Origin of the sequence: Coprococcus sp. RTP21281st1_F1_RTP21281_210402 (assembly GCF_040915325.1) — a bacterium.
Taxonomy (GTDB): domain Bacteria; phylum Bacillota; class Clostridia; order Lachnospirales; family Lachnospiraceae; genus Coprococcus; species Coprococcus aceti.
Genome location: NZ_JBCPDQ010000003.1, coordinates 170,289 through 192,632 on the forward strand (window position 1 = coordinate 170,289; position 22,344 = coordinate 192,632).

Genomic DNA, 22,344 nt, shown 5'->3' on the forward strand with positions numbered 1-22,344 from the left:
TGCAGTTCATTTGCCGAATAGAGAGCGGCAGGTTTCGCCGCATTTGAAAGGAGATATATTATGGCAGGTTCCACCATAGGAAATAAATTTACCATCACCACATGGGGAGAATCCCACGGAAAGGCTCTGGGAGTTGTCGTTGACGGCTGCCCTGCCGGTCTTCCACTGTGTGAGGAAGATATACAGGTATTTCTGGATCGCAGAAAACCCGGATTTTCACAGTTCTCAACGCCTAGAAAGGAATCCGATACCATAGAGATACTGTCAGGAATTTTCGAGGGAAAGACAACCGGAACTCCTATATCCATGATGGTGAGAAATACATCCCAGCGCTCCGGGGATTACGGAGATATCGCCACATATTACAGACCAGGCCACGCAGATTATACATTTGATGAAAAATATGGCTTCAGGGATTACAGAGGCGGCGGCCGTTCATCGGGACGAGAGACCATCGGCAGAGTTGCAGCCGGTGCGATCGCCTCAAAGATACTGAAGGAACTCGGTATCACCATAACTACCTACGTATCTTCCATCGGTGATGTACATATAGACAGGAACAATTTTGACGCTGACTATATACTTAAGAACGACCTCAATATGCCGGACCCGGATGCCTACGAGAAGGCATCTATCCTTCTTCAAGACTGCATGGCGGAGAACGATTCCATAGGCTCTGGTGTTGAATGTATCGTGCATGGAATGCCGGCAGGTATCGGTGAACCGGTATTTGACAAACTGGATGCATGCCTCGCAAAGGCAGTTATGTCCATCGGAGCTGTGAAAGCTGTCGAGATTGGCGACGGCACCGAGGTATCCACTGCAAGAGGCTCATATAACAATGATGCATTTGTCATGAACGGTTATAACGTAGACAAGGAGACCAATCACGCCGGAGGTATTCTCGGCGGAATGAGCGATGGTTCAGACATAATCATCAAGGCGCATTTCAAGCCGACCCCATCCATCGCATCCACACAGAAAACCGTTAACAAGTCCAGGGATAACATAGAGGTCTCGATCAGAGGCCGCCACGATCCTATCATCGGGCCGAGAGCTGTTGTGGTCGTCGAGGCCATGACCGCCCTGACGATCCTTGATCTTATATTTGAGAATATGTCATCCAGAATGAACAAGATAATTGACTTTTATAAGTAATTGTCAAACAAACTGAAAATTGCAACAAACAATAATGCGATAAAATGTAAGTAATAAAAAACAGATGTGATATGATCCAGGGTGATTCCTCAAATCATGCCACATCTGTTTTTTATTTATCTATCTTATTTTTCAATCCATCATTTATTCAGTCCATCATTCTGACCTTGTTGCCTATAAGTCTGGCGCCAGATTCTACTCTTCCACCTTTTTAGGCTTGTTGATGATGTAAAGTCCAATTCCCACTATCAGACCACCGCCGATGATATTACCAAGCGTTACAGGGAGGAGATTTTTACTGAAAAAATGTCCCACTGTGAGCTGGTCACTTATCTGCTGTGCGGTATATCCATAGAGCTCGCATGCCTTGTCCACGTACTTGCTGTTTGATGCAGCCATCAGACCTGCAGGTATATAGTACATATTTGCAACGCAGTGCTCAAAACCTGACACGACGAATACCATTATCGGGAAGAAGCATGCAAACAGCTTTCCAATTATATCCTTAGCCGAAGATGACATGAGAACCGCGATACACACGAGAACATTACACATTATTCCCGACATGAACGCATTGCAAAAATCAAGGCCTGTCTTACCCATAGCCACCTTGATGGTATAAGCGCCAAGGCCGCCTGCTGAATTATCAAACTGACCGCTTCCATATATAAGAGCTGCAGTCACAACTGATCCAAGCATATTGCTGAGATATACAATAACCCAATTCTTGAGCATCTGCACAAGCTTTATCCTACCATCAATAACCGCTGTTATCATCATACAGTTTCCGGTAAACAGCTCTGCACCGATAATCGATAACATCATGAGTCCTACAGGGAATATGCATCCTGCAAGAGTCTTCGCAAGTCCGAAATTGTCCACCGTATGCACCGCAAGGTTTGATCCCTCAGCTCCTATCGCAATGAACATTCCTGCAAAGAATCCCATCATGATCATCTTGTACAGCTTGAGATTTGCCTTTCCAACAGCACCCTTGAGATTATTCTCAATGATCTGTGCCGGAACGTAGTAATTGTTTTCCATGATTTAATTGTCTCCTTAGTTTATAAGTTATTTGTTAGGCCCTCGGATATGCCTTTGCATATTCTTCCTTGAGCTTACTCTGCTTATTTGTAAGATATATCTGGGTTGTCGCAATATCCACATGTCCAAGCATCTCTTGAACAGACTTTATATCCGCTCCATTCCCCAACATATGTGAGGCAAATGAATGCCTTATCATATGAGGTGTTATATCCTTATCTATGCCGGCCTTAGCCGCATAATACTTTATTATCTTCCAGAATCCCTGTCTCGTCATAGGTGCACCCTTGCAGTTGAAGAACAGATAATCACTGCCTCCACTCATATCATCGCGCACCTCTGTAATATATCTGCTGAGGGCTCTCTGAGCAACCTCCGCAACCGGAACAGTCCTCACCCTGTCGCCGTCGTGGCACTCAATGAACCCAAGCTTTATGTTGACATCCGTGAGTTTCAATGTCACAAGCTCTGTAACACGTATTCCTGTAGCATACAACAGCTCCAGCATCGCCTTATCCCTGATCTCCTTTGGAGTCTTGTTGGTAGGCTGGTCGAGAAGTTTGTTCACCTCACTTATGGTAAGCGTCTCAGGAACCTTCTTCACGATCTTCGGAGGCTTGATATTCTCCGTTGGATCATCATTCACTATCCTCTCCCTCATGAGATAGGCATAGAATGACTTTATGGATGCAATGTTACGTGACACCGTAGCCATGGACATCCCCTGTTTCTCCATTTCCAACACATACGAAGTGATATAAGTTTCATTAATATCATCAATCCTCGTTATGCCCTTCTCGTCAAAATACCTGTAGAATTTTATCAGATCTCTCCGATATGATGCAACAGTATTCTCACTGGATTTTTTTACATTTCTTAAATAATCAACATATCTGTCTATGTATTGTTCCACTAATTTATCCCCTTAGTTATGTAGACTGAATTATATTATAAATACAAATGTAAATAAAATCAAACACTATTTTAACAAGTAAAATCAAGGCTTCACGGCATTTTTAATAAAAGTACAAAATGCGGTGCGCGATCAAATTATGTATACTAGATATTGACATAATTCTTTTCAAAAATATTTCACATTTTTTAATTCTGACAATGTTTCAGTTGAATTTTCTATGTTTCAAATTATGTGATTGCTTGTTTGGGAGCATTTCTTACCCCAATATGCGTAGATTGCAATTATTGTTTTGGAATCCACTATCCTGCCATCTCTTATCATATTGAGTGCATCATCAAGACCTATCTCCTCGGTCTCTATAAATTCATTCTCGTCCAATGCACATATTCCTCTGGTAAGTTTCCTGCCTATATACACGTAAGTCTGTTCATCACTTGTACCGATAGCCAGAACTGTTCTAGTCACATACTCCACAACCTTCGCGGTAAACCCTGTCTCTTCCCTGAGTTCTCTTCTGGCTGCATCTTCAGGAGACTCTCCCTCATCGATAAAACCAGCCGGGACCTCGTAGGTTATATCATCAATAGAATTCCTGTATTGCTTTATCAGTATGAGCGATCCATCGTCTTTCACTGGAAGAATGCATGCTCCCGGGTGATGCTTTATCAGATCATATACAACATCTCTGCCATCAGGCAGTTCAAGATAGTCGTTATATACATCAAACACATGCGCTCTGTATGCCACTTCCGTCTTTATCCTCTTGAATTTTTCCATCTTTTAATCTCACCTCCAGTTTTATAGTTTATCATGCATAAGAATGGTAAACTGTATATGACAAATCATAAAAAGGGTTTGTAGATCATCTCTACAAACCCTAATTTTTATTTTGCGTAATCTGTCACGCGTGACTCTCTTATAATATTTACCTTAATCTGTCCAGGATACTCAAGCTCGTCTTCGATCTGCTTTGCAATATCTCTAGCCAGCAATACCATATCAGAATCGCTTACATGCTCAGGAACTACCATTACACGAATTTCTCTACCTGCCTGAATAGCAAATGTCTTATCTACACCCTTATGAGAATTAGCAATATCCTCTAACTTCTTAAGTCTTGTAGTATAAGTCTCCAAGGTCTCTCTTCTTGCTCCCGGTCTTGCAGCAGAAATTGTATCTGCAGCCTGTACCAGAAGTGCTATCAATGACTCAGGCTCAACATCACCGTGATGTGACTCTACCGCATTGACAACAAGCGCTGACTCTTTGTACTTTCTACAAAGATCTGCACCGATCTGAACATGTGAACCCTCCATCTCATGATCAAGTGATTTACCTATATCATGGAGTAATCCAGCACGCTTTGCAACCTTGATATCGACACCTATCTCTCCGGCCAACAAACCACACAACTGAGCTACCTCAACAGAGTGCTTCAATGCGTTCTGTCCGTAGCTTGTTCTAAATTTCAACTTTCCAAGAAGTCTTACCAGCTCTGGATGGATTCCGTGAATTCCTACCTCAAGAGTAGCAGCTTCACCTTCCTCGCGCATCATGTTTTCAACTTCCTTCTGCGCTTTCTCAACCATCTCTTCGATTCTGGCTGGATGAATTCTACCATCCACGATGAGTTTCTCAAGTGCAATTCTTGCTACCTCACGTCTTACCGGATCAAAGCTTGATAAGATAACTGCCTCAGGAGTATCGTCTATGATAAGATCTACGCCTGTGAGAGTTTCAAGGGTACGAATATTTCTACCCTCTCTACCAATTATCCTACCCTTCATCTCGTCGTTAGGTAACTGAACTAATGAGATCGTTGTCTCTGAGATATGATCAACCGCACATCTCTGTATTGCATTGACAACATACTCCTTCGCCTTCTTGTTCGCTTCTTCTTTAGCTCTGGTTTCTAATTCCTTGACCATAACTGCTGTTTCATGCTTTACTTCATCTTCAACAGTCTTTAATAAGTATTCTTTTGCTTGTTCAGAGGTCAAACCTGAAATTCTTTCAAGTTCCTGTAAACGTTTCGCCTGTAACTCTTCAACCTTAGCCTTCTGCTTGTCCAGCGCGCTTTCCTTGTTAGCTAAACTAGCTTCCTTCTTCTCAACTGCCTCAGTCTTCTTATCAAGATTCTCTTCACGTGCAAGAATTCTCTTCTCCATACGTGAAAGTTCTCCACGTCTGTCCTTTACTTCCTTTTCAAGGTCATTACGTGTCTTAAGGGAATCTTCCTTTGCCTCAAGCAGTATCTCGCGCTTCTTAGCCTCGGCGGTCTTCTGAGCTTCGTCAATAATCTCTCTTGCCTGTGACTCTGCTCTTCCTATCTTGGTCTCTACTATGTTCTTGCGATATGCAATAGCGATAAACCATGTAGCAACAAGCAGTGCAACTACAACAACAGCGATTATTCCCCATACTATTGGTGAATTCACAGGAGCACCTCCTTATTAAGTTTTCATTGTACAAGAATACAACTATTTAAGTTTAATATTTTTAAGATGTTATGTCAAGTAATATCAGAGACAATATTTCGTATACACTCAGAAACCTTACGCCTGTCAAAACCCTTGCTGTACATGTATGCATAGACTTTATCACGCTTTTCAGTCAGTTCTTCCACAGTGTATTTTTTTTGTAAAATATATGTTATCCTGTCGCTTTCATCTGATATGTCTGAGTCTTCCACAGCCAGATCGATAATATCCTGGCCTATATGCTTTGCCTGCAATTCAAATCGTATGACACGAATGCCTTTTTTAGCGGAGTTTCTGCGTACATATCCACATGCATACCTGTAATCATCTATATATCCATACGACTTCAGTTTGTCGATGGTCTGATCCACGATCTCTTCGTCGTAATACAGATCCTTAAGCTTCTGCCTGATATCGTATTCACACTTGTCCGAAAACTTTATGGAGTTCACAGCCTTGTTCATGGCACGTTTGAACAGATAGTCCCGTCTGAATTCCTCAAGTTTACTCCATTCTATCTCACCGTCACAGGCAAGATGTAATCTTCGTATATCCGATGCATAGACCGATGAAAAAGGCTCATAGTCCACAAACAGACAAAACCTTTTATCATCGACCTTCCTGATATCAGTGACAGTTGCGATCCTACTCATCTGCTCCATCATCTACAGTGTTCTCGGCAGACTCTCCGGCAACACCAACCGCCTCTCTTACCTTCTGCTCTATCTCATCACAGATAGCTGTATTGTTCTCAAGATATGCCTTCGCATTCTCTCTTCCCTGACCTATCTTATTGCCGTTGTATGCGTACCATGCACCGGACTTATCCACTATGTCGTTCGCAACAGCAAGATCAAGAATATCTCCGACCTTAGATATACCCTTGCCGAACACGATATCGAACTCAGCCTCCTTGAATGGAGGAGCCACCTTGTTCTTAACTATCTTAACTCTTGTTCTGTTACCTACGATCTCACCGCCCTGTCTGAGCGTATCAATTCTTCTTACGTCAAGTCTTACGGAAGCATAGAACTTAAGTGCACGACCACCTGTTGTAACCTCAGGGTTACCGAACACAACTCCAACCTTCTCTCTGAGCTGATTGATAAATATGACAACACAGTTGGTCTTGCTGACAACAGCAGTGAGCTTTCTGAGCGCCTGTGACATAAGTCTGGCATGAAGTCCCATATGCGAATCGCCCATCTCTCCGTCTATCTCTGCCTTTGGTACAAGTGCAGCAACAGAGTCCACGATAACGACATCAACCGCTCCCGATCTGACCATGGTCTCTGTGATCTCAAGAGCCTGCTCTCCGCAGTCAGGCTGTGATATGTAAAGATTGTCTATATCTACACCTATGTTCTTGGCGTATGTCGGATCAAGCGCATGCTCGGCATCTATAAAGCCTGCGATTCCGCCTCTCTTCTGTATCTCAGCAACAATGTGAAGTGCTACCGTCGTCTTACCACTCGACTCAGGTCCGAACACCTCTATGATTCTTCCTCTAGGCACACCGCCAAGTCCAAGTGCTATATCAAGGCTGAGGGATCCTGTAGGGATCACATCTATATTCATATTCGCATTGGAATCGCCAAGCTTCATCACCGAACCCTTACCATACTGCTTCTCTATCTGTGCTATAGCGGCATCCAATGCCTTTCTCTTATCATCAATATTTACATTACCGGAATTATTCGCCATTATATTTTCCTCCTAAACATATGTTCGATTATCTTTTAATATACTATTAGATTATTGCCACTTTGTCAACCATAAATTGGCTGCCTTCACTTAATTAATCAATATCTGTCTGGTATGTGGGGATCATCGGCATCAGAACAATGCCGCATCTTGAATTTTTCACTTAACATCTTTATGTCCGTCATTATAACACACTTTACAGCCATTAATTATTAAGATAGAATAAACTTTACCGACAAAGGCATTATAAATCGTGACAGGTTATAAAACACGCATTTCAAGGAGGAGCCATGAGCACAGTAGGCATAGTTTGCGAATACAATCCATTTCACAAGGGACACGAATATCAGATACAGCAGGCGAAGCTTCTAACTGGTGCCGAACATGTCATATGCTTTATGAGCGGCAATTTTCTTCAGAGAGGCGTTCCTGCCATAGCAGATAAGCACACAAGAACCGAGATTGCTTTGAGATGCGGTGTAGACGCTGTGTTCGAGATTCCATTTGTATACGCATCATCAAGTGCCAGAGACTATGCACATGCCGCAGTCTGCATGATGAACGCTCTTGATGGCATAGACTATATCTCATTCGGCGCAGAATGTGATGACATGGATCTTCTGCAAAAAATTGCCGAACTCACCGTCAATGAACCGCCACAGGTATCGGAATTCATAAAAAAATCCGTATCTTCGGGCATCTCATATGGATCAGCCAGAGCAGCCGCCATCTCCGAGTATCTGCAGAACCAGAACCTTACCGGTTATACCAGCGCTGATCTTGACCGTATCCTGGCAAGCCCGAACAACATTCTGGCCATAGAGTATATTGCTGCTCTTATACAGACAGACTCCAGGATCAAACCTGTCCCGATCAGAAGGATCTTATCAGAATACAACAGCACTGCCACCGACAACGACATCTGTTCGGCCTCAGCCATACGTGAGCTGCTCCGGTCAGGTGATGTTGAAAGCTTAAGGCGCCACATTCCTGACAGTTGCTACAACATCCTGCAAAACGCGTACAGAAAGTCATTTCCGATGTTCGACGACGACCTGTCTCATCTCCTGTCAGCACGAAGGATACTTGCTCCGTGCACGGATGACATCGTTGACATGGATAGAGATCTCTGCAACCGTCTCTCCAGGCTTGACACAAATCTATCCTTTACTGAGACCGCAACAGCACTTAAATGTAGGAATTATACTCTCACGCACATTCAGAGAGGTCTGCTGCACACCATCACAGACCTGAGATGTGATGACTATTCCCATTTTAAAGAAAACGGCTGGATAGCCTACATCAAGCTTCTTGGACTAAAAAAAGATGCAGGTGCCGTGATAAAAAGCATGAAAAAGGCTTCGCAGGTACCGATCATAACCCGTTCAGCCGAGATATACAAAAGTACAGATTCCACAGGTCTGTCCATGTTCTCATACGACATAAAAGCCGCAGACATATACAGAAACATGGTATACAACAAATACAAAATCAGTATAAAGACCGATTTTGAACAACCTGTCATAGTTATATGACATATTCTTATTTATCATATTTGCTCTATAAAATGAATACAATTGGCATATGAAGAACGTATGTTATATAATTCTAACAGCTTCAATTATAATATTTGCATGTTTAAATTCAGACATCATCAGATCCGGATGCACCCAGGGGTTACAGCTATGGTACTCATCCATTGTACCTATCCTGCTCCCCTTTATGCTGCTGACCGGTGTTATAACCAGCTTTCTCAGATCGATACAGGTATCAAAATGCTGCGCATATGCGATCATCTTTATAATAGGCCTGCTATGCGGTTTTCCCACAGGCACGATCATCATAGCTTTCTTTTACCGAAAGAGGATCATCTCTGAAAACGTATGTCAGAGCCTACTCCCGATGTGCAACAATATAAGTCCGATGTTTCTTTACAATTACATATACAGGGATCATTTGATGGAATATATATCGTTTGCACGGCTGATCGAGGCTGTATATCTTCCACAGATCATTTATACTGTAATAGCGCTTACTCTGTCATGTATGTCATCCCACCGCTCCAGCACTTCCACGGAGCTGCTTACTGCCGCAACAGTCCAGGTATCATCAGACAACCAGAGCCCCAATTCAGGGAATCCAGAAAATACGTATTCTGACATAATAAGCAGCTCGGTACACAATATAACTGTGATCGGTGTGTACATGGTCATATTTGCCATTGCAGGAAATCTTATGTGCAGCTACTTTTCAGGCGATGCATGCACCATAATATCCACATATCTGGAGATAGGCAGCGGTGTACCAGTATTATACAGCATGGATATTTCCACAAAAATAAAGACAGCCCTCATTCTCTCACTCACTGCCTTTGGAGGGCTATCCGCCTTGTTCCAAAGCCGTGATATGATAAGAATATCCGGGCTGTCTTTCATCAAATACACAACAGGGAAAATAGTATGTGCCTTCCTGTGTTTCATTTTCTATATGATGTGTCTGTAAATACATCCTGTATCATCTGGCGTGATTACTCGTCGAGGAACTCCTCATCATCCTCATCCTCGTCGTCATATTCATCATCGTAATCCTCGTCATCATAATCCTCATCGTCAGAGTCGTCTGATGAATACTCTGTCTTGCCGTATACATTGTAATCTGTGTTGTCATCATCAGCAAATGCTGAATCGTCAGCACTTGGCTGTACCTGCTCAGGAACACCGTTGATCTGAGCTATACTTGAATCAAGCTCTGCCATATTGTCTGTAACTCTTGCCGCATTGTCCTCAAGAGACTTAATGAGGTTCTCATAGTTCGCTCTCTCTGCCTGAAGTGTTGCATTTATATACTGGCTTATCTCTGTGAGCTTGTCCTTTGAATAGTACATGGAACCTGCTCTGACTTCCTTGGCATCCGCATTCGCCTCAGCGATGATCTGCTCAGCCTGGCTTCTCGCCATGTCTGTTATCTCATTCGCTCTGATGTTGGCAAGCTCAACTATCTGGCTCTGATCAACCAGTCTGTTTGCCTCTGCAACAGACTCTGTGATGATAGAATCAGCTCTGGCTCTTGCATCCGCAAGTATAGCCTCCTTGTTTCTCATGATCTTCTTACATCTCTCTATCTCATTAGGCAGCTTGAGCTTGAGTTCGCCCACCATCTGCTCCAGATCTTCCTTTGGCACAATAATCTTACTGGATGACAATGGCTGATACTTACAATTGTCAATAAATATCTCTATCTCACTGATCATCTCTTCAATACCTTTTCTTGCCATGTTTTTCTCCTCCTAATAATCTATCCAAAAATTCTTCCTTCGTCTGTCAATCTCTGTCTATCGAATATCGATCTCTCAATGTATCCCTGATCTCCTCCGGGATAAAATCATGTACATCCACACCAAAGCTCGCATATTCCTTGACTACGCTTGAGCTCAGGTACGAATACTCAATACTGGTCGCAAGAAAAACCGTGTCAATATCCGGGGCAACCTTCCTGTTGCTCTGGGCAATCTGTAATTCATACTCAAAATCCGACACAGCCCGAAGACCTCTCACTATGACCTTCACGTCGTTCTGTCTTGCAAAATCCACCAGCAGTCCTCCAAAACCCATAACTTTCACGTTTGGGATATCTGAGACTACATTCTTTAACATATTAACACGTTCTTCCAAAGAAAACAATGGAGATTTTGCGGTATTATTGAGCACCCCGACTATCAGCTCATCAAACATTTCCGCAGATCTCTTAATTATATCCAAATGGCCAAGTGTCACCGGATCAAAACTTCCCGGATAAATAGCTCTACTCATCTTCCAGTCTCCTATATATAAATGTATGTTTATTGGTCTTATATTTCTTCGTCTTATAAAGCTCCAGTCCCAGATCATCAAGATAATCAAAATTCGTGTCAAGATCAGACTCCACAATGACCATTGTGTCATCATCCATCAGAGGTGAACCTGCAAGTCTTTCAAGCACAGCCTTTTCCAGAAGCTTTCCATATGGCGGATCCATAAATATTACGTCAAATGCTTGTCCCTGTCTCTCCAGCATCCCCACTGCCTGAACTGCATCCGCTGACAAGACCTGTGCCCTGTCGGCAAGCTTCGTAAACGCAAGGTTTTTATTGATACACTCCACTGCTTTTCTGCTGTTCTCGACAAATACCGCCATGGCTGCCCCACGGCTGAGCGCCTCTATTCCAATAGCTCCGCTTCCGCTGAACACATCAAGGAACCGGCATCCCGGAATATCATTTGAGAGCATATTAAATAAGGTTTCTTTTATCCTGTCCGTTGTCGGTCTGGTGTCCATCGAATCAATCGTCACCAGCTTCAGACTTCTTGCACTGCCGGCAATAACCCTCATATTCTTCTCCTATCTATATGTACTGTATATCATAAACTTTTCCTGCCAGACATTCTTATACCATGCCTTTTGCCAAATTACAAGAAAAGCTTCCAATCTTCACACTATTTTCCCATTATTCTGTCTCTCACGTATTTTCCGGTGTCAGACAGATCTCCATCGGATAAGCTGCCCGTGGCTGTTGAATCGGACTTTATAAGTGCCGATGTCTCATTCTTGTTACACAGACTCCATGATGAATAGCTGAGATTATTCTCGTTTATAAGCTTGAACCACTCGTCAGATGAATCGTAATCAATACCTCCATTGCCCGATGCATCGCACAGGCTGAACTCACTCACAAATACAGGAAGTCCGTTGTCCAGAGCCGTCTTAACCTTATTTCTCAGGTCATCCTTGTGGGTAGCCGCATAAAAATGCACTGCGTACATGATGTTGTCATAACCGGTTATCGGATCCTGTGACGCAATATCGACATCCTGGCTCCAGTTTGGAGTTCCCACGATTATCAGAGCATCTTTGTCGTTTGCCTTGATGACCGGTATTATGGTCTCGGCATATGACTTGACACTGCTCCACTGGGTTCCACCATTCGGCTCGTTGCAGATCTCATATATGACATTTTCCTGTGCCGCATATTTCTTAGATACCTTGTCAAAGAATTCTTTTGCATCATCTATATGATTATTCGGATCACTATCGCTTAGTATGTGCCAGTCAACTATGACATACATGCCAAGCTCAGTCGCTGCACTAACTCCTTTGTCGACAAGAGCAAGTATCTCGTCCTTATCTCCACCACTGCAGTATCCGTAGCTGTCTCCTGTATCCGTATACATCGCAAGTCTTATAAGATTTGCACCCCAATCATCCCGCAGAGTCTCAAAGGCTTCCTTATTCACATAATCAGGGAACCATGTGATTCCATGGGTGCTGACACCCTTAAGCTGATATTTGTCTCCATTCATGTCCACTATATCCGTTCCTTTTACCGAAAGTTTTCCATGTGTTTCAAATGGGATCTCTCCCGGAACATTTGTATTGTTTTTCTTCTCAGTGGCAGCGGATTCTGTATTTTTTCCGCCTCCGCTTGTTTCATTGCTGTCGGTCTTCTCAGGCGCTGAAGCTACCATCTTAAGACCATCTCCGCTGTACTGTGTGTCATTTACATACAGCACGTATTTCTCAACGGCGAGGTCATCTGAAGAGAAATTATATCCGAGGTTGATACTGCCCTTAGCCGGTATCTCCTGGGTGTAATCCACGGCCTTTATTGACACTGTTTTGCCTGATATCTTGTACTCTCCGCCCCATATCTGATCTACAGCCGGAGTTCCCTTATATGTAATCTCAAGCTTCCAATCCTTTGCAGACGCAGATGTGTTGTTATATATGTTGATGCTCTCTGTAGCACACTTTTTGCCATCTGCCTCCCACGTTGTATCATGTCCTATCTCAGCATAGAAATCGCCTGCAATATCCAAGGATTGGTCATCCTGTTTTTCTGACGACTCAGTTGTATCGCCCGTATTGTCAACACTTTTCACTTCTTCTGTGCCTGCAGAAGTCTCCTGCAGCGTTTCTTTCTTAACGGAATCACCTTTCTTTCCCGAAGCGATCACATATCCCATAACCGCTATAATTATCAGCAAAATGCCAATAATTATTCCCATAACTATCGTTTTCTTATTTTTCATGGTATACCCCCTTTTTTTATTTATAATACAGGCATAGTGTACAGCCTGTCATCCCCTTTATTTATCAGTTTCGCATCTATCTCCTGTCCATAGCGGTCGTATACGTCCTGCGCCGCCCTAAGCATGTCAGCATGATTGTATATATCCCCAACCTTGAACATCAGCTCCCCGCTCTGTCTTATTCCAAAGAAATCGCCCGGGCCCCTCATCTTGAGATCCTCACCGGCTATATAGAAGCCGTCATTTGACTTCTCCAGAACATTCAGTCTCTCCATAGTATCCTTGTCCTTTTTTCCGCTCATGAAAATGCAGTACGACTGGAGATTTCCTCTTCCTACACGTCCCCTGAGCTGATGGAGCTGCGCAAGGCCAAAACGCTCTGCATTCTCCACCATCATAACTGTGGCATTTGGATTGTTTATTCCAACCTCTATGACCGTAGTTGAGACAAGAATGCTTATCTTACCATCTGCAAAATCCTGGAGTATCCTGTTCTTTTCCTCCGCCTTCATCTTACCGTGCAAACATACCACCGAAGTGTCAGCGCCATATCCATCCCTGATGGACTTCTTCAGCTCCTCCGTATACTCGGTCACATTTGCAACATCGTCCAGAACTTCGCTGGCCTCCACCATCGGGCAGACTATATATATCTGATGCCCCTGTGAGACCTCCTTCATGATAAAGCCGAGAGCCGTCTTCCTGTAGCTCTCATCCACAACGCAGTTCTTGATCGGGATTCTTCCTGCCGGGAGCTCATCTATAACTGAAATGTCAAGATCGCCATACATGATGATCGCAAGGGTTCTCGGAATAGGTGTGGCACTCATAACAAGCGTGTGCGGAGCTTCTCCCTTTGACGCAAGTCTCTCGCGCTGCTTTACACCAAATCTGTGCTGCTCATCAGTTACAACGAGCGCCAGTCTTCCATACTCCACCTTGTCCTGTATGAGGGCATGTGTTCCGACCACAACCTGCACATCCATATTCTTGATACGGCTGTACATCTCTCTTTTCTCTTTCGCTGTCATGGAACCCGTCAGAAGTCCCACAGATATTCCGTATGGCTCAAACAGTGAACTGAGCTCCTTGTAATGCTGAACCGCCAGAACCTCAGTCGGTGCCATGATCACTCCCTGATAGCCACTTGCAGCCACTGCGTATAATCCGGCTGCTGCAACTATGGTTTTTCCTGATCCGACATCCCCCTGAACCAGCCTGTTCATGACATGTTCAGAGCGCATATCGTCAAGCATATCACGCACCGCATTCATCTGTGCCCCGGTAAGCTTGAACCTCAAGTTCTCAATAAACGTCCTGACCTCCTCATCACAGTTTATTATACATGTATTTTCTGCATACACATTGTCGTCTTTTATCCTGTGAAGGTTTGATATAAAGCTGTAAAATTCATCAAATGCCATCCTCTTCACAGCCCCCTTGAGCTTCTGCTCATCCTGAGGAAAATGAATCGAGTGGATAGCCTTTTTTATACCCATAATATGGTACTCATCAAGCACATTGTCATGCAGGTAATCCTCAAGCCTGTCTATGGCTTCCTCTGCGCCTCTCACAGCCTTCTGTATGGTCTTTGAGGTTATACCGGGCGTTACCGTGTACACCGGCTGCCAAACATGCGTAAGTTCGCCGTATTTATCATCAGTGTAGTATTCCGGCTGCGTCATGGTCATCATACCGCCCTTATAAGCCACATTTCCTACAAACACAAACTCCTGACCTATATGAAAGAAATTACGCAAAAAAGGACAATTAAACCAGGTAAGTTTAATTGTCCCAGAGAAATCCTTTGCGTACAATATTACTATGGTCAGTCCATGTACTTTTCTGACCTCCGCACGGCTGTTCACAACAGCCCTCACGGACTGCCTGCTTCCCGCCTGCAGATCTGATATATCCACCGGATCCTCATAGGTGACATATGTCCTGGGGTAATTGAGAAGCAGATCGTTCACCGTCTCTATCCCAAGCCGGGCAAATGCCGACGCAGTCTTGTCACCTATGCCTTTTATTGTCTTTATGGAGTCATTCAATTCCATACATACACCTCTTCACAACGGATCTCACAGATACACAGAAAGTTATTCCACAGATACTATATAATAGTATATCGGCTGTCCGCCATAGTAGCACTGCACATCAACATCCGGATATGCCTCCTCCACTCTGCCAGTAAGCTTCTGCGCATCCTCCTCAGACACATCAGCACCATTATATATGCTTATAACCTCTGAATCCTCATCGACCGCATCTGCGATCAGTTCAAATGTTACATTCTCTATATCATTTCCAACACTGACAAGCCCCTTATCGCCGATACCCATGATATCGCCCTCCTTGATGGCCTTTCCATCGATTGAGGTATCTCTTACGGAATAAGTTACCTGTCCGCTTTTGACATTCTTGACAGCCGACTTCATGGCAGATCTGTTCTCGTCCACATCGACTGTACTGTCGAATGCGATCATGGCGCTTATGCCCTGAGGAGCATTCGCGGTTGGAATCACAATTATATTCTTATCTTCACACAGAGTTGCCGCCTGATTAGCCGCAAGAACAACATTCTTATTGTTCGGAAGTATAAATATATTCTCGGCATTCACATCATCGATCGCATTGAGCATATCCTCAGTGCTTGGATTCATGGTCTGTCCGCCTTCTATAACACGGTCTGCTCCAAGCTCTTCAAAAAGAGTCTTGAGACCATCACCCATGGATACCGTAATAAATCCATACTTCTTACGAGGCTCCTTATGCTCCTGCTTTCTGTGCTGTCTCTCTTCCTCCTGCTTCTCGGCCTCATCGCGCTCTGCCTGACCGATAACACGCTCATGATGCTCTATCCTCATGTTGTCTATCTTCATATTAGTAAGGTATCCAAGTGTAAGACCCTTTTCAAATGCCTGACCAGGATGGTTGGTATGCACATGTATCTTAACTATATCATCAAGAGATACACATACTATCGAGTCACCTATAGACTCGAGGAAGCTCTTCAGATCATCCTCCTCAGCCTCGCCATATGGCTTCTCAAGATTGATAATAAACTCTGTACAATATCCAAACTTTATATCCGCTGTGGATATGGAATCGTTGCCTGCGCCTGTGGATGTTCTTGCCACATTCACTGTTCCTGTGTTCTTGCTGAGTTCAACTGTAACCCTGCCCATGAGACAGTCGACAGCACCCTTGAGCACCACCATGAGTCCCTGTCCACCTGAATCGACCACGCCGGCTTCCTTCAGAACCGGAAGCATCTCAGGAGTGGAATCAAGAACGGCATCTCCATATTCAATAACCTCGTCACAGAACTGTGCAAGGGACATATCTGCATCAGCACACTCCCTTGCCTTGGACGCCACGCCCTTGGCAACTGTGAGAATCGTTCCCTCCTTAGGCTTCATGACAGCCTTATATGCAGTCTCCACAGCCTTTTGAAAAGCATCTGCTATAACGTGAACATCTATGGTCCTTGCGTCCTGCACTTTCTTGCTGAAGCCTCTCAAAAGCTGTGACAAAATTACACCTGAGTTACCTCTGGCGCCTCTGAGCGAACCTGTGGACATGGCCTTTGCTATGGACTTCATATCATCAGGTGCCGCCTCAACCTCCTTCACTGCAGACAGGATTGTCAGCGTCATATTAGTTCCTGTATCTCCGTCAGGCACAGGGAACACATTAAGTTCATTGATATATTCCTTGTTCTTATCAAGATTATTGGCACCGGCAATAAATGCTTTCTTCAGTGCAAGCGCATCAATCGTATTACTCACTTTACTCTATCCTCCAAACTAATCAAGTACTTTAACATCTTCAACATAGACATTGATATGGCTGACCTTAAACGACGTAAAATCCTCTACCTTGTACTTTACCGACTGCATAAGATTGTCTGTGACAGCCTTTATACTAACGCCATAAGCAACAACTATGTGCAGCTCAATGACTATATCACCATTCTCATCAAAACGTACATTTACACCCTTAGAAACATTGTCTCTGCGGAGCTGCTTTACAATTCCGTCCTTGACACTGACTATTCCCATTCCTACTATTCCAAAACAGTCAAGGGCTGTAAGTCCTGCAACCTGTGCAACAACACTCTCATCTATACTTACTTTACCGTTATCGCTATTAATATATTCCTTCATACACGACTCCTTTCTAACAAAGTCACCAGTGTTCATCATATCTACCGACTTATAAACACAATTACTCATCAATTATAGCATAAATCTAATTTTATTCTATAGTATTTCTTCATTTCCAATAAAAAATAAATATTTTGCTTGCATATGGAAAAATAATCTGCTATTATATGTCTTGTTGTGAACTTAGGAAGAAAGTTAGTTTATTCATTGAAGGAGGTGCTATTATGGCAAAATGTTCAATTTGTGATAAAGGTGCTCATTTCGGTATCAAAGTGAGCCACTCTCATAGAAGAGCAAACAAGATGTGGAAGTCAAATGTTAAGTCTGTTAAGGCTGTAGTTGATGGTACACCAAAGAAGATCTATGTTTGTACATCTTGCTTAAGATCTGGTAAGGTCGAGCGTGCATAATATTTGCATAATATCACCGATTCAGTTCTGGTATAAATAAGAGTGATGATCCTCAAGGATCATCACTCTTATTTTTTTATCTGCAGGAGAATATATAAGATAACAGCAATAATATAACGATTATGAGAAATTCCACAAATCCACTTATGAAATATCCTATAACCACTCCCACCGCTGTGAAAAAAAACGCAAATCCTGTGAATTTTTTCCAGATAAAAAATCACCACCATAATGATTTATTATCATTATATGTGGTGACTTTTTAATAATGCATTTCCCAACGCACTGAATCTTACTTATATTATATATTCTGATATTTATTATTCTGTGACAGATTCCTCTGACTGTGCGACATCATTTATCGCCTTGTCAACATTCTTCTCTTCCTCTGTCTTGTCCTTCTTGAACAGACCCACGATCTTATCTACGACCTCTGGGGCCATGTCTATGATCTTTGTTACGGCATCCTGGTTCTTGAGATTTACAAGTCTCGTATTTCCTCCTGAGACGACAAGAACAGCAGACGGGCTCATCTTTGCTCCGATTCCTCCGGCAGCTTTGTTGCCGTCCTGCTTATTGAACGCTCCGGCAGCCATACCAAAATTGACATCTACAAGAGGAATAATGATCGTGTCACCGACATACACAGGCTCTCCCACCACCGATTTCGATGATATAAAGCCATCCATTCCCTTAAACATAGAACCAAGTGTTCCCTCAATATTCATATTTGCCATATCAATTTCCTCCTGATATCTTTTTTAATCGAGCAATAGTTATCTTGACATTCTTGTTCCAGATCACCTTCAGCACGCTCCAGCCGATTGTTCCAAGTCTTATCCTGCCCTTCATGAACAGGTCTCCTTCCAGCCGGGCTTCAGAGAAATCCGGTGTTATATCTATATTATCATAGTATAGCGGGAAAAGCAGGCTCATATACCCCAGGCGCTCACCTGTTGTTGCCGGGTCATCCGCACCATATATGATCTGCCCCTTAAGCTTTGTGGGCTTAAGATGCTTTAACACCTTTATCAGTTCAACCTTGAAAACTCTCATGGCTTCCTTTGTTCTGACATTGTGTACAAGCTTAGTATAGCCATCTTTTTTCTTTTTCAGACTGGCAAACTTCTCTGACAGATCTTTGAACTTCGATACAACCGTCTTTGCCATACTGTCTATCCTTCTGCCCAGCCTGATGAGCGGCCCCGGTACGGGCTCCTCAAATTCGCTGTCCTCAAGAAGAAACTGCCTGTCCTCCGGCTCCACCGATGGATAGTCTTCATATCCCGGACTATCAGAAGCTTCTTCCTCTGTCTCAGCCCGACTGTATTCCCCGGGGTCAGAATATACCTCTTCTTCCGGCTCCGGTATGGCACTTTTTTCGCTGCCCATGATGGTTCCGCCAAACAGCCTCAGCCTGTACCGAAGGCCGTCCGAATCATACAAAACCTTAAAACACAGGACAAAACCAAGCCATCTGGCAGAGAACTTCGCAAATATGTCATCATCCTTCTTCACATACGCCCTGTATCTCACCGGCGCAAACAATACGAGAAGTGCAAGAAGCACTACCAGTCCCACCAGCGACAGGATAACTATGAGCAGTATCTTCAATATCAACCAAACAATATGCATGCTCCATCCCCTTAGACCCAGAGACTATCTGGTCACGATGCAAAAAATCTCTCCACATCAACATCCCCGGTCTTCTTATATATATCATCTATTATATCCCTGACAAGCAGTACAGCCTGGAATCTGCTTGGAGCTGCACCGACAATATGTATAGCATCGCCCATGTCAGTGTAGATCTTCTGCCTGAGTTCATTCAACTCATATATCTCCAGAATCCCATCTCCAAACAACGGAAGTGTGATAACGAACACTCCAGGCACATATTTTACTCTATGGAAGCGCCTTATTCCTCTGACCATCCTTATGATCTGCCGGTCCCGGGCTCCACCAACATAAAACTTATCATCAATGACCATATTCAATCACCTGTAATAAACAGTTTATTCTTCCATCATCTGCTTTATAACAATATAGTCCGCAAGAAGTTCACTCTTTTCCCTGCATCTCGAAAGAGATCCGTTTACATATTCCCTGATCTCATCAGTGGTGTTGAAGAAAACAGGTATGTTGGAGAGTATCTTTGCCATGATGGCTCTGTTGACTGTCATTGAGTTAGCCGCAAACAGATCTGCAAACTCATTTGTCAGCTTCTCCTTACATGCAGCTATATAATCAATATCCACATTGAGTACGCCCATCACAGCTATATTGTCTATATCCACAAACATACTTCCCGAGAGAAGCTTATCCATGATCTCCAGATCTCTGTATGTATCCTGAAGCTCATTTGCGGCAATATCATCGGTGTAACCGGTTGAGATGTCGTACACAGCGGACTCAAGCATTACCTTATGCTCTCCTGCCAGCTCCTGTTCTCCGACGATATCGTCAAGGAGTGCATATACATCCTCAAGATGCTCTCCGTCGTCAGCGACAGCCTTCTCTATGACGGTCATCGCTTTCTTACAGCTCTCAGATACGCCTTCCTTTGAATCCAGCGCAAGCATCATAACATAGAGATCATTTACAAGCTCTATGATGAGCATATATTCAGTCACAACCGAATTCAGGAATGCTGCACTTCTGTCCAGCACATCAGTGAGCTTTCTGTAACCATCGTAATCAAGAGCAGTGTAATCACCGGCCTTTAAGACCTCAAGCGCCTCATGTAGTTCAGGGTACTCTGTCTCAAATCCCTCTGGAAGTCTTATGAGAGCAGTATTCTCGATCATCTCAATAAACTGGTCAAGAGACTCCTTCTCCACTCCATTATATATATCAAGAGTTTCTCCCAGAATGTCATAGAATCTGTTCTTTGTCATACGTATCGGGAGCTGTCCTATGATGGACTGCAGTTTGGAGTTGATGGCAACCTTGTCCTGATCTGCGAACACAAATCTGTATATCTCTTCTGCAAAGTCACTGACGCCCGCCTCATCGAGCTCCTTAAGCTCCTTCTGTATCTCCTCGTCAACATTCTCCGGATAACTGTATTCTTTCCTGTTTAAAATATACTCATACATCTCAAATGCATCCGTGTATGATGTGAGCACCTTCATCTTGGCTGTTATGGTGTTCCTGACATCCGAGATAAGCTTCATGTCAGCATCCTCGCACACCGTCTTATCTCCCACAACAAAGTCGCCTATCAGCTTGTCGATCACAGCCTGGCACTGAGCGATATATGGATCATCAGGGACATCCCCATCCATATGCATGTCCTTGAGTGTCAGGTAATTCAAGGTGAATTTGTGGCATGCATATTCATAATTTGCTTTCGATGCCACCCCTGCAAACAGTGCAAGATTCCTGTCCAGATCCTTCTTTCTCTGTATATCGGTTATAAGCTTCTTCTCTTCATTATACATAATAAACTTCCTCTTTTATCTTCTTTATAAATCTTTGATCGTATATCCTAGTTGTGTGTATGGGTAAACAGATGATCCTGACAATACTCCTTGTTACCTGTACACTTTGAGCAGTACCTGAACTGCAGATCAGGATAATCTTTGTCCGTTCTTCCACACACAACGCATCTGTGTCCGATATTCTCCTGTTTTGCTGTCCGCACCTGCCTGTTATAATTCCGCCGCCTCTTCATCTGCTTTGGCGAAAACTTTCTGAAGTTCTTCGTGCTCAGATAGAATATCACAAAGCTCACAAGTGACATGGCTATGTTCACTCTTCCCATAAATGTCTCATTGATGAAGTAATACGCTATAATGACGATATACAGTATCGAGAGATACTTCATCTTGATTGGTATGATCATGGCGTATAACACGCTCATGTCAGGATAGCATACCGCTATGGCAAGGAATATGGACATCAATATATAATATGTCGATGCATATGCGAAATAACCAGTCGAGCTCGCGTAATCATACCTTATGATATAGGTACAGAATATGTGTGCAAGCATTATACCGATCATGGTAAACAGCATGGAGCTGAACATGTACAGATTATAAAGGAATGTTCCGATAGTACGTTCCAGCAGAGATCCCAGACTGTAGTAAAATATCAGCATGATTATCGTGAATATATCGACACCGAATACCGGTGGTGTGATTATCCATGTGAAAAGTCTCCACACCTGTCCATGCATTACCGCCGCCGGATCAAGTGTCAACATGAACAGTATCTTTGGCTGGAACATGAACAACAGATATCCTATACCGTAGCCTATGATGAGGTATAATGTGAGGTTTCGAATGGAGTATCTGCCAAACTTCTTCTCGATCTTACTTATTATATTCATAGAAAAACTCCTGTCATACTTTTTTAAACTACACCTTTTGAATTATATAATATAAAAAATGA

At 43.4% G+C, this 22,344-nt stretch carries 23 protein-coding genes; 4 read left to right on the forward strand and 19 right to left on the reverse strand.

Translation table 11 applies throughout. The features are described from left to right. The first annotated feature begins 60 nt into the window (after nt 1–60). Nucleotides 61–1,158 carry a chorismate synthase gene (gene aroC, locus AB5150_RS05070; protein ID WP_368291430.1) on the forward strand — a complete coding sequence of 366 codons (1,098 nt, stop codon included), beginning with the start codon at nt 61–63 and terminating at the stop codon, nt 1,156–1,158. Nucleotides 1,159–1,353: 195 nt separating this feature from the next. Here the strand turns inward: aroC and AB5150_RS05075 are convergent, their stop codons facing one another. The 6 genes from AB5150_RS05075 to recA all read right to left on the reverse strand — a co-directional run bounded on the left by AB5150_RS05075 (nt 1,354) and on the right by recA (nt 7,302). Further along, nucleotides 1,354–2,202 carry a formate/nitrite transporter family protein gene (locus AB5150_RS05075; RefSeq protein WP_055222574.1) on the reverse strand — a complete coding sequence of 283 codons (849 nt, stop codon included), beginning with the start codon at nt 2,200–2,202 and terminating at the stop codon, nt 1,354–1,356. A 34-nt stretch (nt 2,203–2,236) separates the two neighbouring features. Continuing rightward, nucleotides 2,237–3,115, reverse strand: a complete 879-nt coding sequence (gene xerD, locus AB5150_RS05080) for a site-specific tyrosine recombinase XerD (protein ID WP_055144557.1) — start codon at nt 3,113–3,115, stop codon at nt 2,237–2,239. Between the two features lie 225 nt (nt 3,116–3,340). After that, complete coding sequence (locus AB5150_RS05085; protein WP_368291431.1) at nt 3,341–3,895, reverse strand: NUDIX hydrolase; 555 nt, start codon at nt 3,893–3,895, stop codon at nt 3,341–3,343. Nucleotides 3,896–4,002: 107 nt separating this feature from the next. Then, nucleotides 4,003–5,556, reverse strand: a complete 1,554-nt coding sequence (gene rny, locus AB5150_RS05090; protein ID WP_022216535.1) for a ribonuclease Y — start codon at nt 5,554–5,556, stop codon at nt 4,003–4,005. A 74-nt stretch (nt 5,557–5,630) separates the two neighbouring features. Beyond that, the gene (locus AB5150_RS05095) at nt 5,631–6,263 is read right to left on the reverse strand and encodes a regulatory protein RecX (RefSeq protein ID WP_368291432.1); all 633 of its coding nucleotides are present in this window, start codon (nt 6,261–6,263) and stop codon (nt 5,631–5,633) included. Then, nucleotides 6,244–7,302 carry a recombinase RecA gene (recA, locus tag AB5150_RS05100; RefSeq protein WP_022216537.1) on the reverse strand — a complete coding sequence of 353 codons (1,059 nt, stop codon included), beginning with the start codon at nt 7,300–7,302 and terminating at the stop codon, nt 6,244–6,246. Before recA ends, AB5150_RS05095 begins: the two co-directional genes overlap by 20 nt. Nucleotides 7,303–7,592: 290 nt before the next feature. Here recA and AB5150_RS05105 point away from each other — a divergent pair, with 290 nt between their 5' ends. Next, nucleotides 7,593–8,837, forward strand: coding sequence for a nucleotidyltransferase family protein (locus tag AB5150_RS05105; RefSeq protein ID WP_368291433.1), 1,245 nt, complete (start codon nt 7,593–7,595; stop codon nt 8,835–8,837). A 63-nt stretch (nt 8,838–8,900) separates the two neighbouring features. Here AB5150_RS05105 and AB5150_RS05110 read toward each other — a convergent pair whose 3' ends face one another. Further along, complete coding sequence (locus tag AB5150_RS05110) at nt 8,901–9,098, reverse strand: hypothetical protein (protein ID WP_147344390.1); 198 nt, start codon at nt 9,096–9,098, stop codon at nt 8,901–8,903. Between the two features lie 163 nt (nt 9,099–9,261). Between AB5150_RS05110 and AB5150_RS05115 the strand changes: the two genes are divergently transcribed. Next, entirely contained in the window at nt 9,262–9,804 is a 543-nt protein-coding gene (locus AB5150_RS05115; protein ID WP_349818332.1) for a hypothetical protein, read from the forward strand. Nucleotides 9,805–9,829: 25 nt separating this feature from the next. Here AB5150_RS05115 and AB5150_RS05120 read toward each other — a convergent pair whose 3' ends face one another. The 7 genes from AB5150_RS05120 to AB5150_RS05150 form a co-directional block, all read right to left on the reverse strand. Next, nucleotides 9,830–10,576 carry a hypothetical protein gene (locus AB5150_RS05120; protein ID WP_022216540.1) on the reverse strand — a complete coding sequence of 249 codons (747 nt, stop codon included), beginning with the start codon at nt 10,574–10,576 and terminating at the stop codon, nt 9,830–9,832. 46 nt (nt 10,577–10,622) lie between these two features. Continuing rightward, nucleotides 10,623–11,111: a pantetheine-phosphate adenylyltransferase gene (gene coaD, locus AB5150_RS05125; protein ID WP_022216541.1), complete on the reverse strand. Its 489-nt coding sequence runs from the start codon at nt 11,109–11,111 to the stop codon at nt 10,623–10,625. After that, complete coding sequence (rsmD, locus tag AB5150_RS05130; protein ID WP_055144569.1) at nt 11,104–11,670, reverse strand: 16S rRNA (guanine(966)-N(2))-methyltransferase RsmD; 567 nt, start codon at nt 11,668–11,670, stop codon at nt 11,104–11,106. Before rsmD ends, coaD begins: the two co-directional genes overlap by 8 nt. 104 nt (nt 11,671–11,774) lie before the next feature. Continuing rightward, a complete protein-coding gene (locus AB5150_RS05135) occupies nt 11,775–13,367 on the reverse strand; it encodes a cellulase family glycosylhydrolase (RefSeq protein WP_368291435.1) in 1,593 nt (530 codons plus the stop codon). A gap of 20 nt (nt 13,368–13,387) precedes the next feature. Further along, entirely contained in the window at nt 13,388–15,424 is a 2,037-nt protein-coding gene (recG, locus tag AB5150_RS05140) for an ATP-dependent DNA helicase RecG (RefSeq protein ID WP_368291436.1), read from the reverse strand. A gap of 42 nt (nt 15,425–15,466) precedes the next feature. Further along, nucleotides 15,467–17,158, reverse strand: a complete 1,692-nt coding sequence (locus AB5150_RS05145; RefSeq protein ID WP_368291437.1) for a DAK2 domain-containing protein — start codon at nt 17,156–17,158, stop codon at nt 15,467–15,469. 18 nt (nt 17,159–17,176) lie between these two features. Then, nucleotides 17,177–17,536, reverse strand: coding sequence for an Asp23/Gls24 family envelope stress response protein (locus AB5150_RS05150; RefSeq protein WP_015534873.1), 360 nt, complete (start codon nt 17,534–17,536; stop codon nt 17,177–17,179). 224 nt (nt 17,537–17,760) lie between these two features. On the opposite strand from AB5150_RS05150, the gene rpmB reads away from it, so the two are divergent. Further along, nucleotides 17,761–17,946, forward strand: coding sequence for a 50S ribosomal protein L28 (rpmB, locus tag AB5150_RS05155; protein WP_015534872.1), 186 nt, complete (start codon nt 17,761–17,763; stop codon nt 17,944–17,946). Nucleotides 17,947–18,266: 320 nt separating this feature from the next. On the opposite strand, the gene AB5150_RS05160 is transcribed toward rpmB, so the two are convergent. The 5 genes from AB5150_RS05160 to AB5150_RS05180 are packed head-to-tail and all read right to left on the reverse strand — an operon-like array spanning nt 18,267 to nt 22,282. Then, a complete protein-coding gene (locus AB5150_RS05160) occupies nt 18,267–18,683 on the reverse strand; it encodes a GerW family sporulation protein (RefSeq protein ID WP_015534871.1) in 417 nt (138 codons plus the stop codon). A gap of 1 nt (nt 18,684) precedes the next feature. Further along, nucleotides 18,685–19,581, reverse strand: coding sequence for a DUF2953 domain-containing protein (locus AB5150_RS05165; protein WP_368291439.1), 897 nt, complete (start codon nt 19,579–19,581; stop codon nt 18,685–18,687). 32 nt (nt 19,582–19,613) lie between these two features. Continuing rightward, a complete protein-coding gene (locus AB5150_RS05170; RefSeq protein ID WP_015534869.1) occupies nt 19,614–19,937 on the reverse strand; it encodes a hypothetical protein in 324 nt (107 codons plus the stop codon). Nucleotides 19,938–19,961: 24 nt separating this feature from the next. Continuing rightward, nucleotides 19,962–21,389: a hypothetical protein gene (locus tag AB5150_RS05175; RefSeq protein WP_368291440.1), complete on the reverse strand. Its 1,428-nt coding sequence runs from the start codon at nt 21,387–21,389 to the stop codon at nt 19,962–19,964. 47 nt (nt 21,390–21,436) lie between these two features. Continuing rightward, on the reverse strand, nt 21,437–22,282 hold the full coding sequence (locus tag AB5150_RS05180) for a hypothetical protein (RefSeq protein WP_022216549.1): 846 nt from the start codon (nt 22,280–22,282) through the stop codon (nt 21,437–21,439). Between the last annotated feature and the right edge of the window lie 62 nt (nt 22,283–22,344).

What these genes read in the sequence shown, in the direction of transcription:
- aroC (WP_368291430.1), top strand. Translation starts at nt 61, where the DNA reads ATGGCAGGTTCCACCATAGGAAATAAATTTACCATCACCACATGGGGA.
- AB5150_RS05075 (WP_055222574.1), bottom strand. Translation starts at nt 2,202, where the DNA reads ATGGAAAACAATTACTACGTTCCGGCACAGATCATTGAGAATAATCTC.
- AB5150_RS05085 (WP_368291431.1), bottom strand. Translation starts at nt 3,895, where the DNA reads ATGGAAAAATTCAAGAGGATAAAGACGGAAGTGGCATACAGAGCGCAT.
- AB5150_RS05095 (WP_368291432.1), bottom strand. Translation starts at nt 6,263, where the DNA reads ATGATGGAGCAGATGAGTAGGATCGCAACTGTCACTGATATCAGGAAG.
- recA (WP_022216537.1), bottom strand. Translation starts at nt 7,302, where the DNA reads ATGGCGAATAATTCCGGTAATGTAAATATTGATGATAAGAGAAAGGCA.
- AB5150_RS05105 (WP_368291433.1), top strand. Translation starts at nt 7,593, where the DNA reads ATGAGCACAGTAGGCATAGTTTGCGAATACAATCCATTTCACAAGGGA.
- AB5150_RS05110 (WP_147344390.1), bottom strand. Translation starts at nt 9,098, where the DNA reads ATGATCGCATATGCGCAGCATTTTGATACCTGTATCGATCTGAGAAAG.
- AB5150_RS05115 (WP_349818332.1), top strand. Translation starts at nt 9,262, where the DNA reads ATGGAATATATATCGTTTGCACGGCTGATCGAGGCTGTATATCTTCCA.
- AB5150_RS05120 (WP_022216540.1), bottom strand. Translation starts at nt 10,576, where the DNA reads ATGGCAAGAAAAGGTATTGAAGAGATGATCAGTGAGATAGAGATATTT.
- coaD (WP_022216541.1), bottom strand. Translation starts at nt 11,111, where the DNA reads ATGAGTAGAGCTATTTATCCGGGAAGTTTTGATCCGGTGACACTTGGC.
- rsmD (WP_055144569.1), bottom strand. Translation starts at nt 11,670, where the DNA reads ATGAGGGTTATTGCCGGCAGTGCAAGAAGTCTGAAGCTGGTGACGATT.
- AB5150_RS05135 (WP_368291435.1), bottom strand. Translation starts at nt 13,367, where the DNA reads ATGAAAAATAAGAAAACGATAGTTATGGGAATAATTATTGGCATTTTG.
- recG (WP_368291436.1), bottom strand. Translation starts at nt 15,424, where the DNA reads ATGGAATTGAATGACTCCATAAAGACAATAAAAGGCATAGGTGACAAG.
- AB5150_RS05150 (WP_015534873.1), bottom strand. Translation starts at nt 17,536, where the DNA reads ATGAAGGAATATATTAATAGCGATAACGGTAAAGTAAGTATAGATGAG.
- rpmB (WP_015534872.1), top strand. Translation starts at nt 17,761, where the DNA reads ATGGCAAAATGTTCAATTTGTGATAAAGGTGCTCATTTCGGTATCAAA.
- AB5150_RS05160 (WP_015534871.1), bottom strand. Translation starts at nt 18,683, where the DNA reads ATGGCAAATATGAATATTGAGGGAACACTTGGTTCTATGTTTAAGGGA.
- AB5150_RS05165 (WP_368291439.1), bottom strand. Translation starts at nt 19,581, where the DNA reads ATGCATATTGTTTGGTTGATATTGAAGATACTGCTCATAGTTATCCTG.
- AB5150_RS05170 (WP_015534869.1), bottom strand. Translation starts at nt 19,937, where the DNA reads ATGGTCATTGATGATAAGTTTTATGTTGGTGGAGCCCGGGACCGGCAG.
- AB5150_RS05175 (WP_368291440.1), bottom strand. Translation starts at nt 21,389, where the DNA reads ATGTATAATGAAGAGAAGAAGCTTATAACCGATATACAGAGAAAGAAG.
- AB5150_RS05180 (WP_022216549.1), bottom strand. Translation starts at nt 22,282, where the DNA reads ATGAATATAATAAGTAAGATCGAGAAGAAGTTTGGCAGATACTCCATT.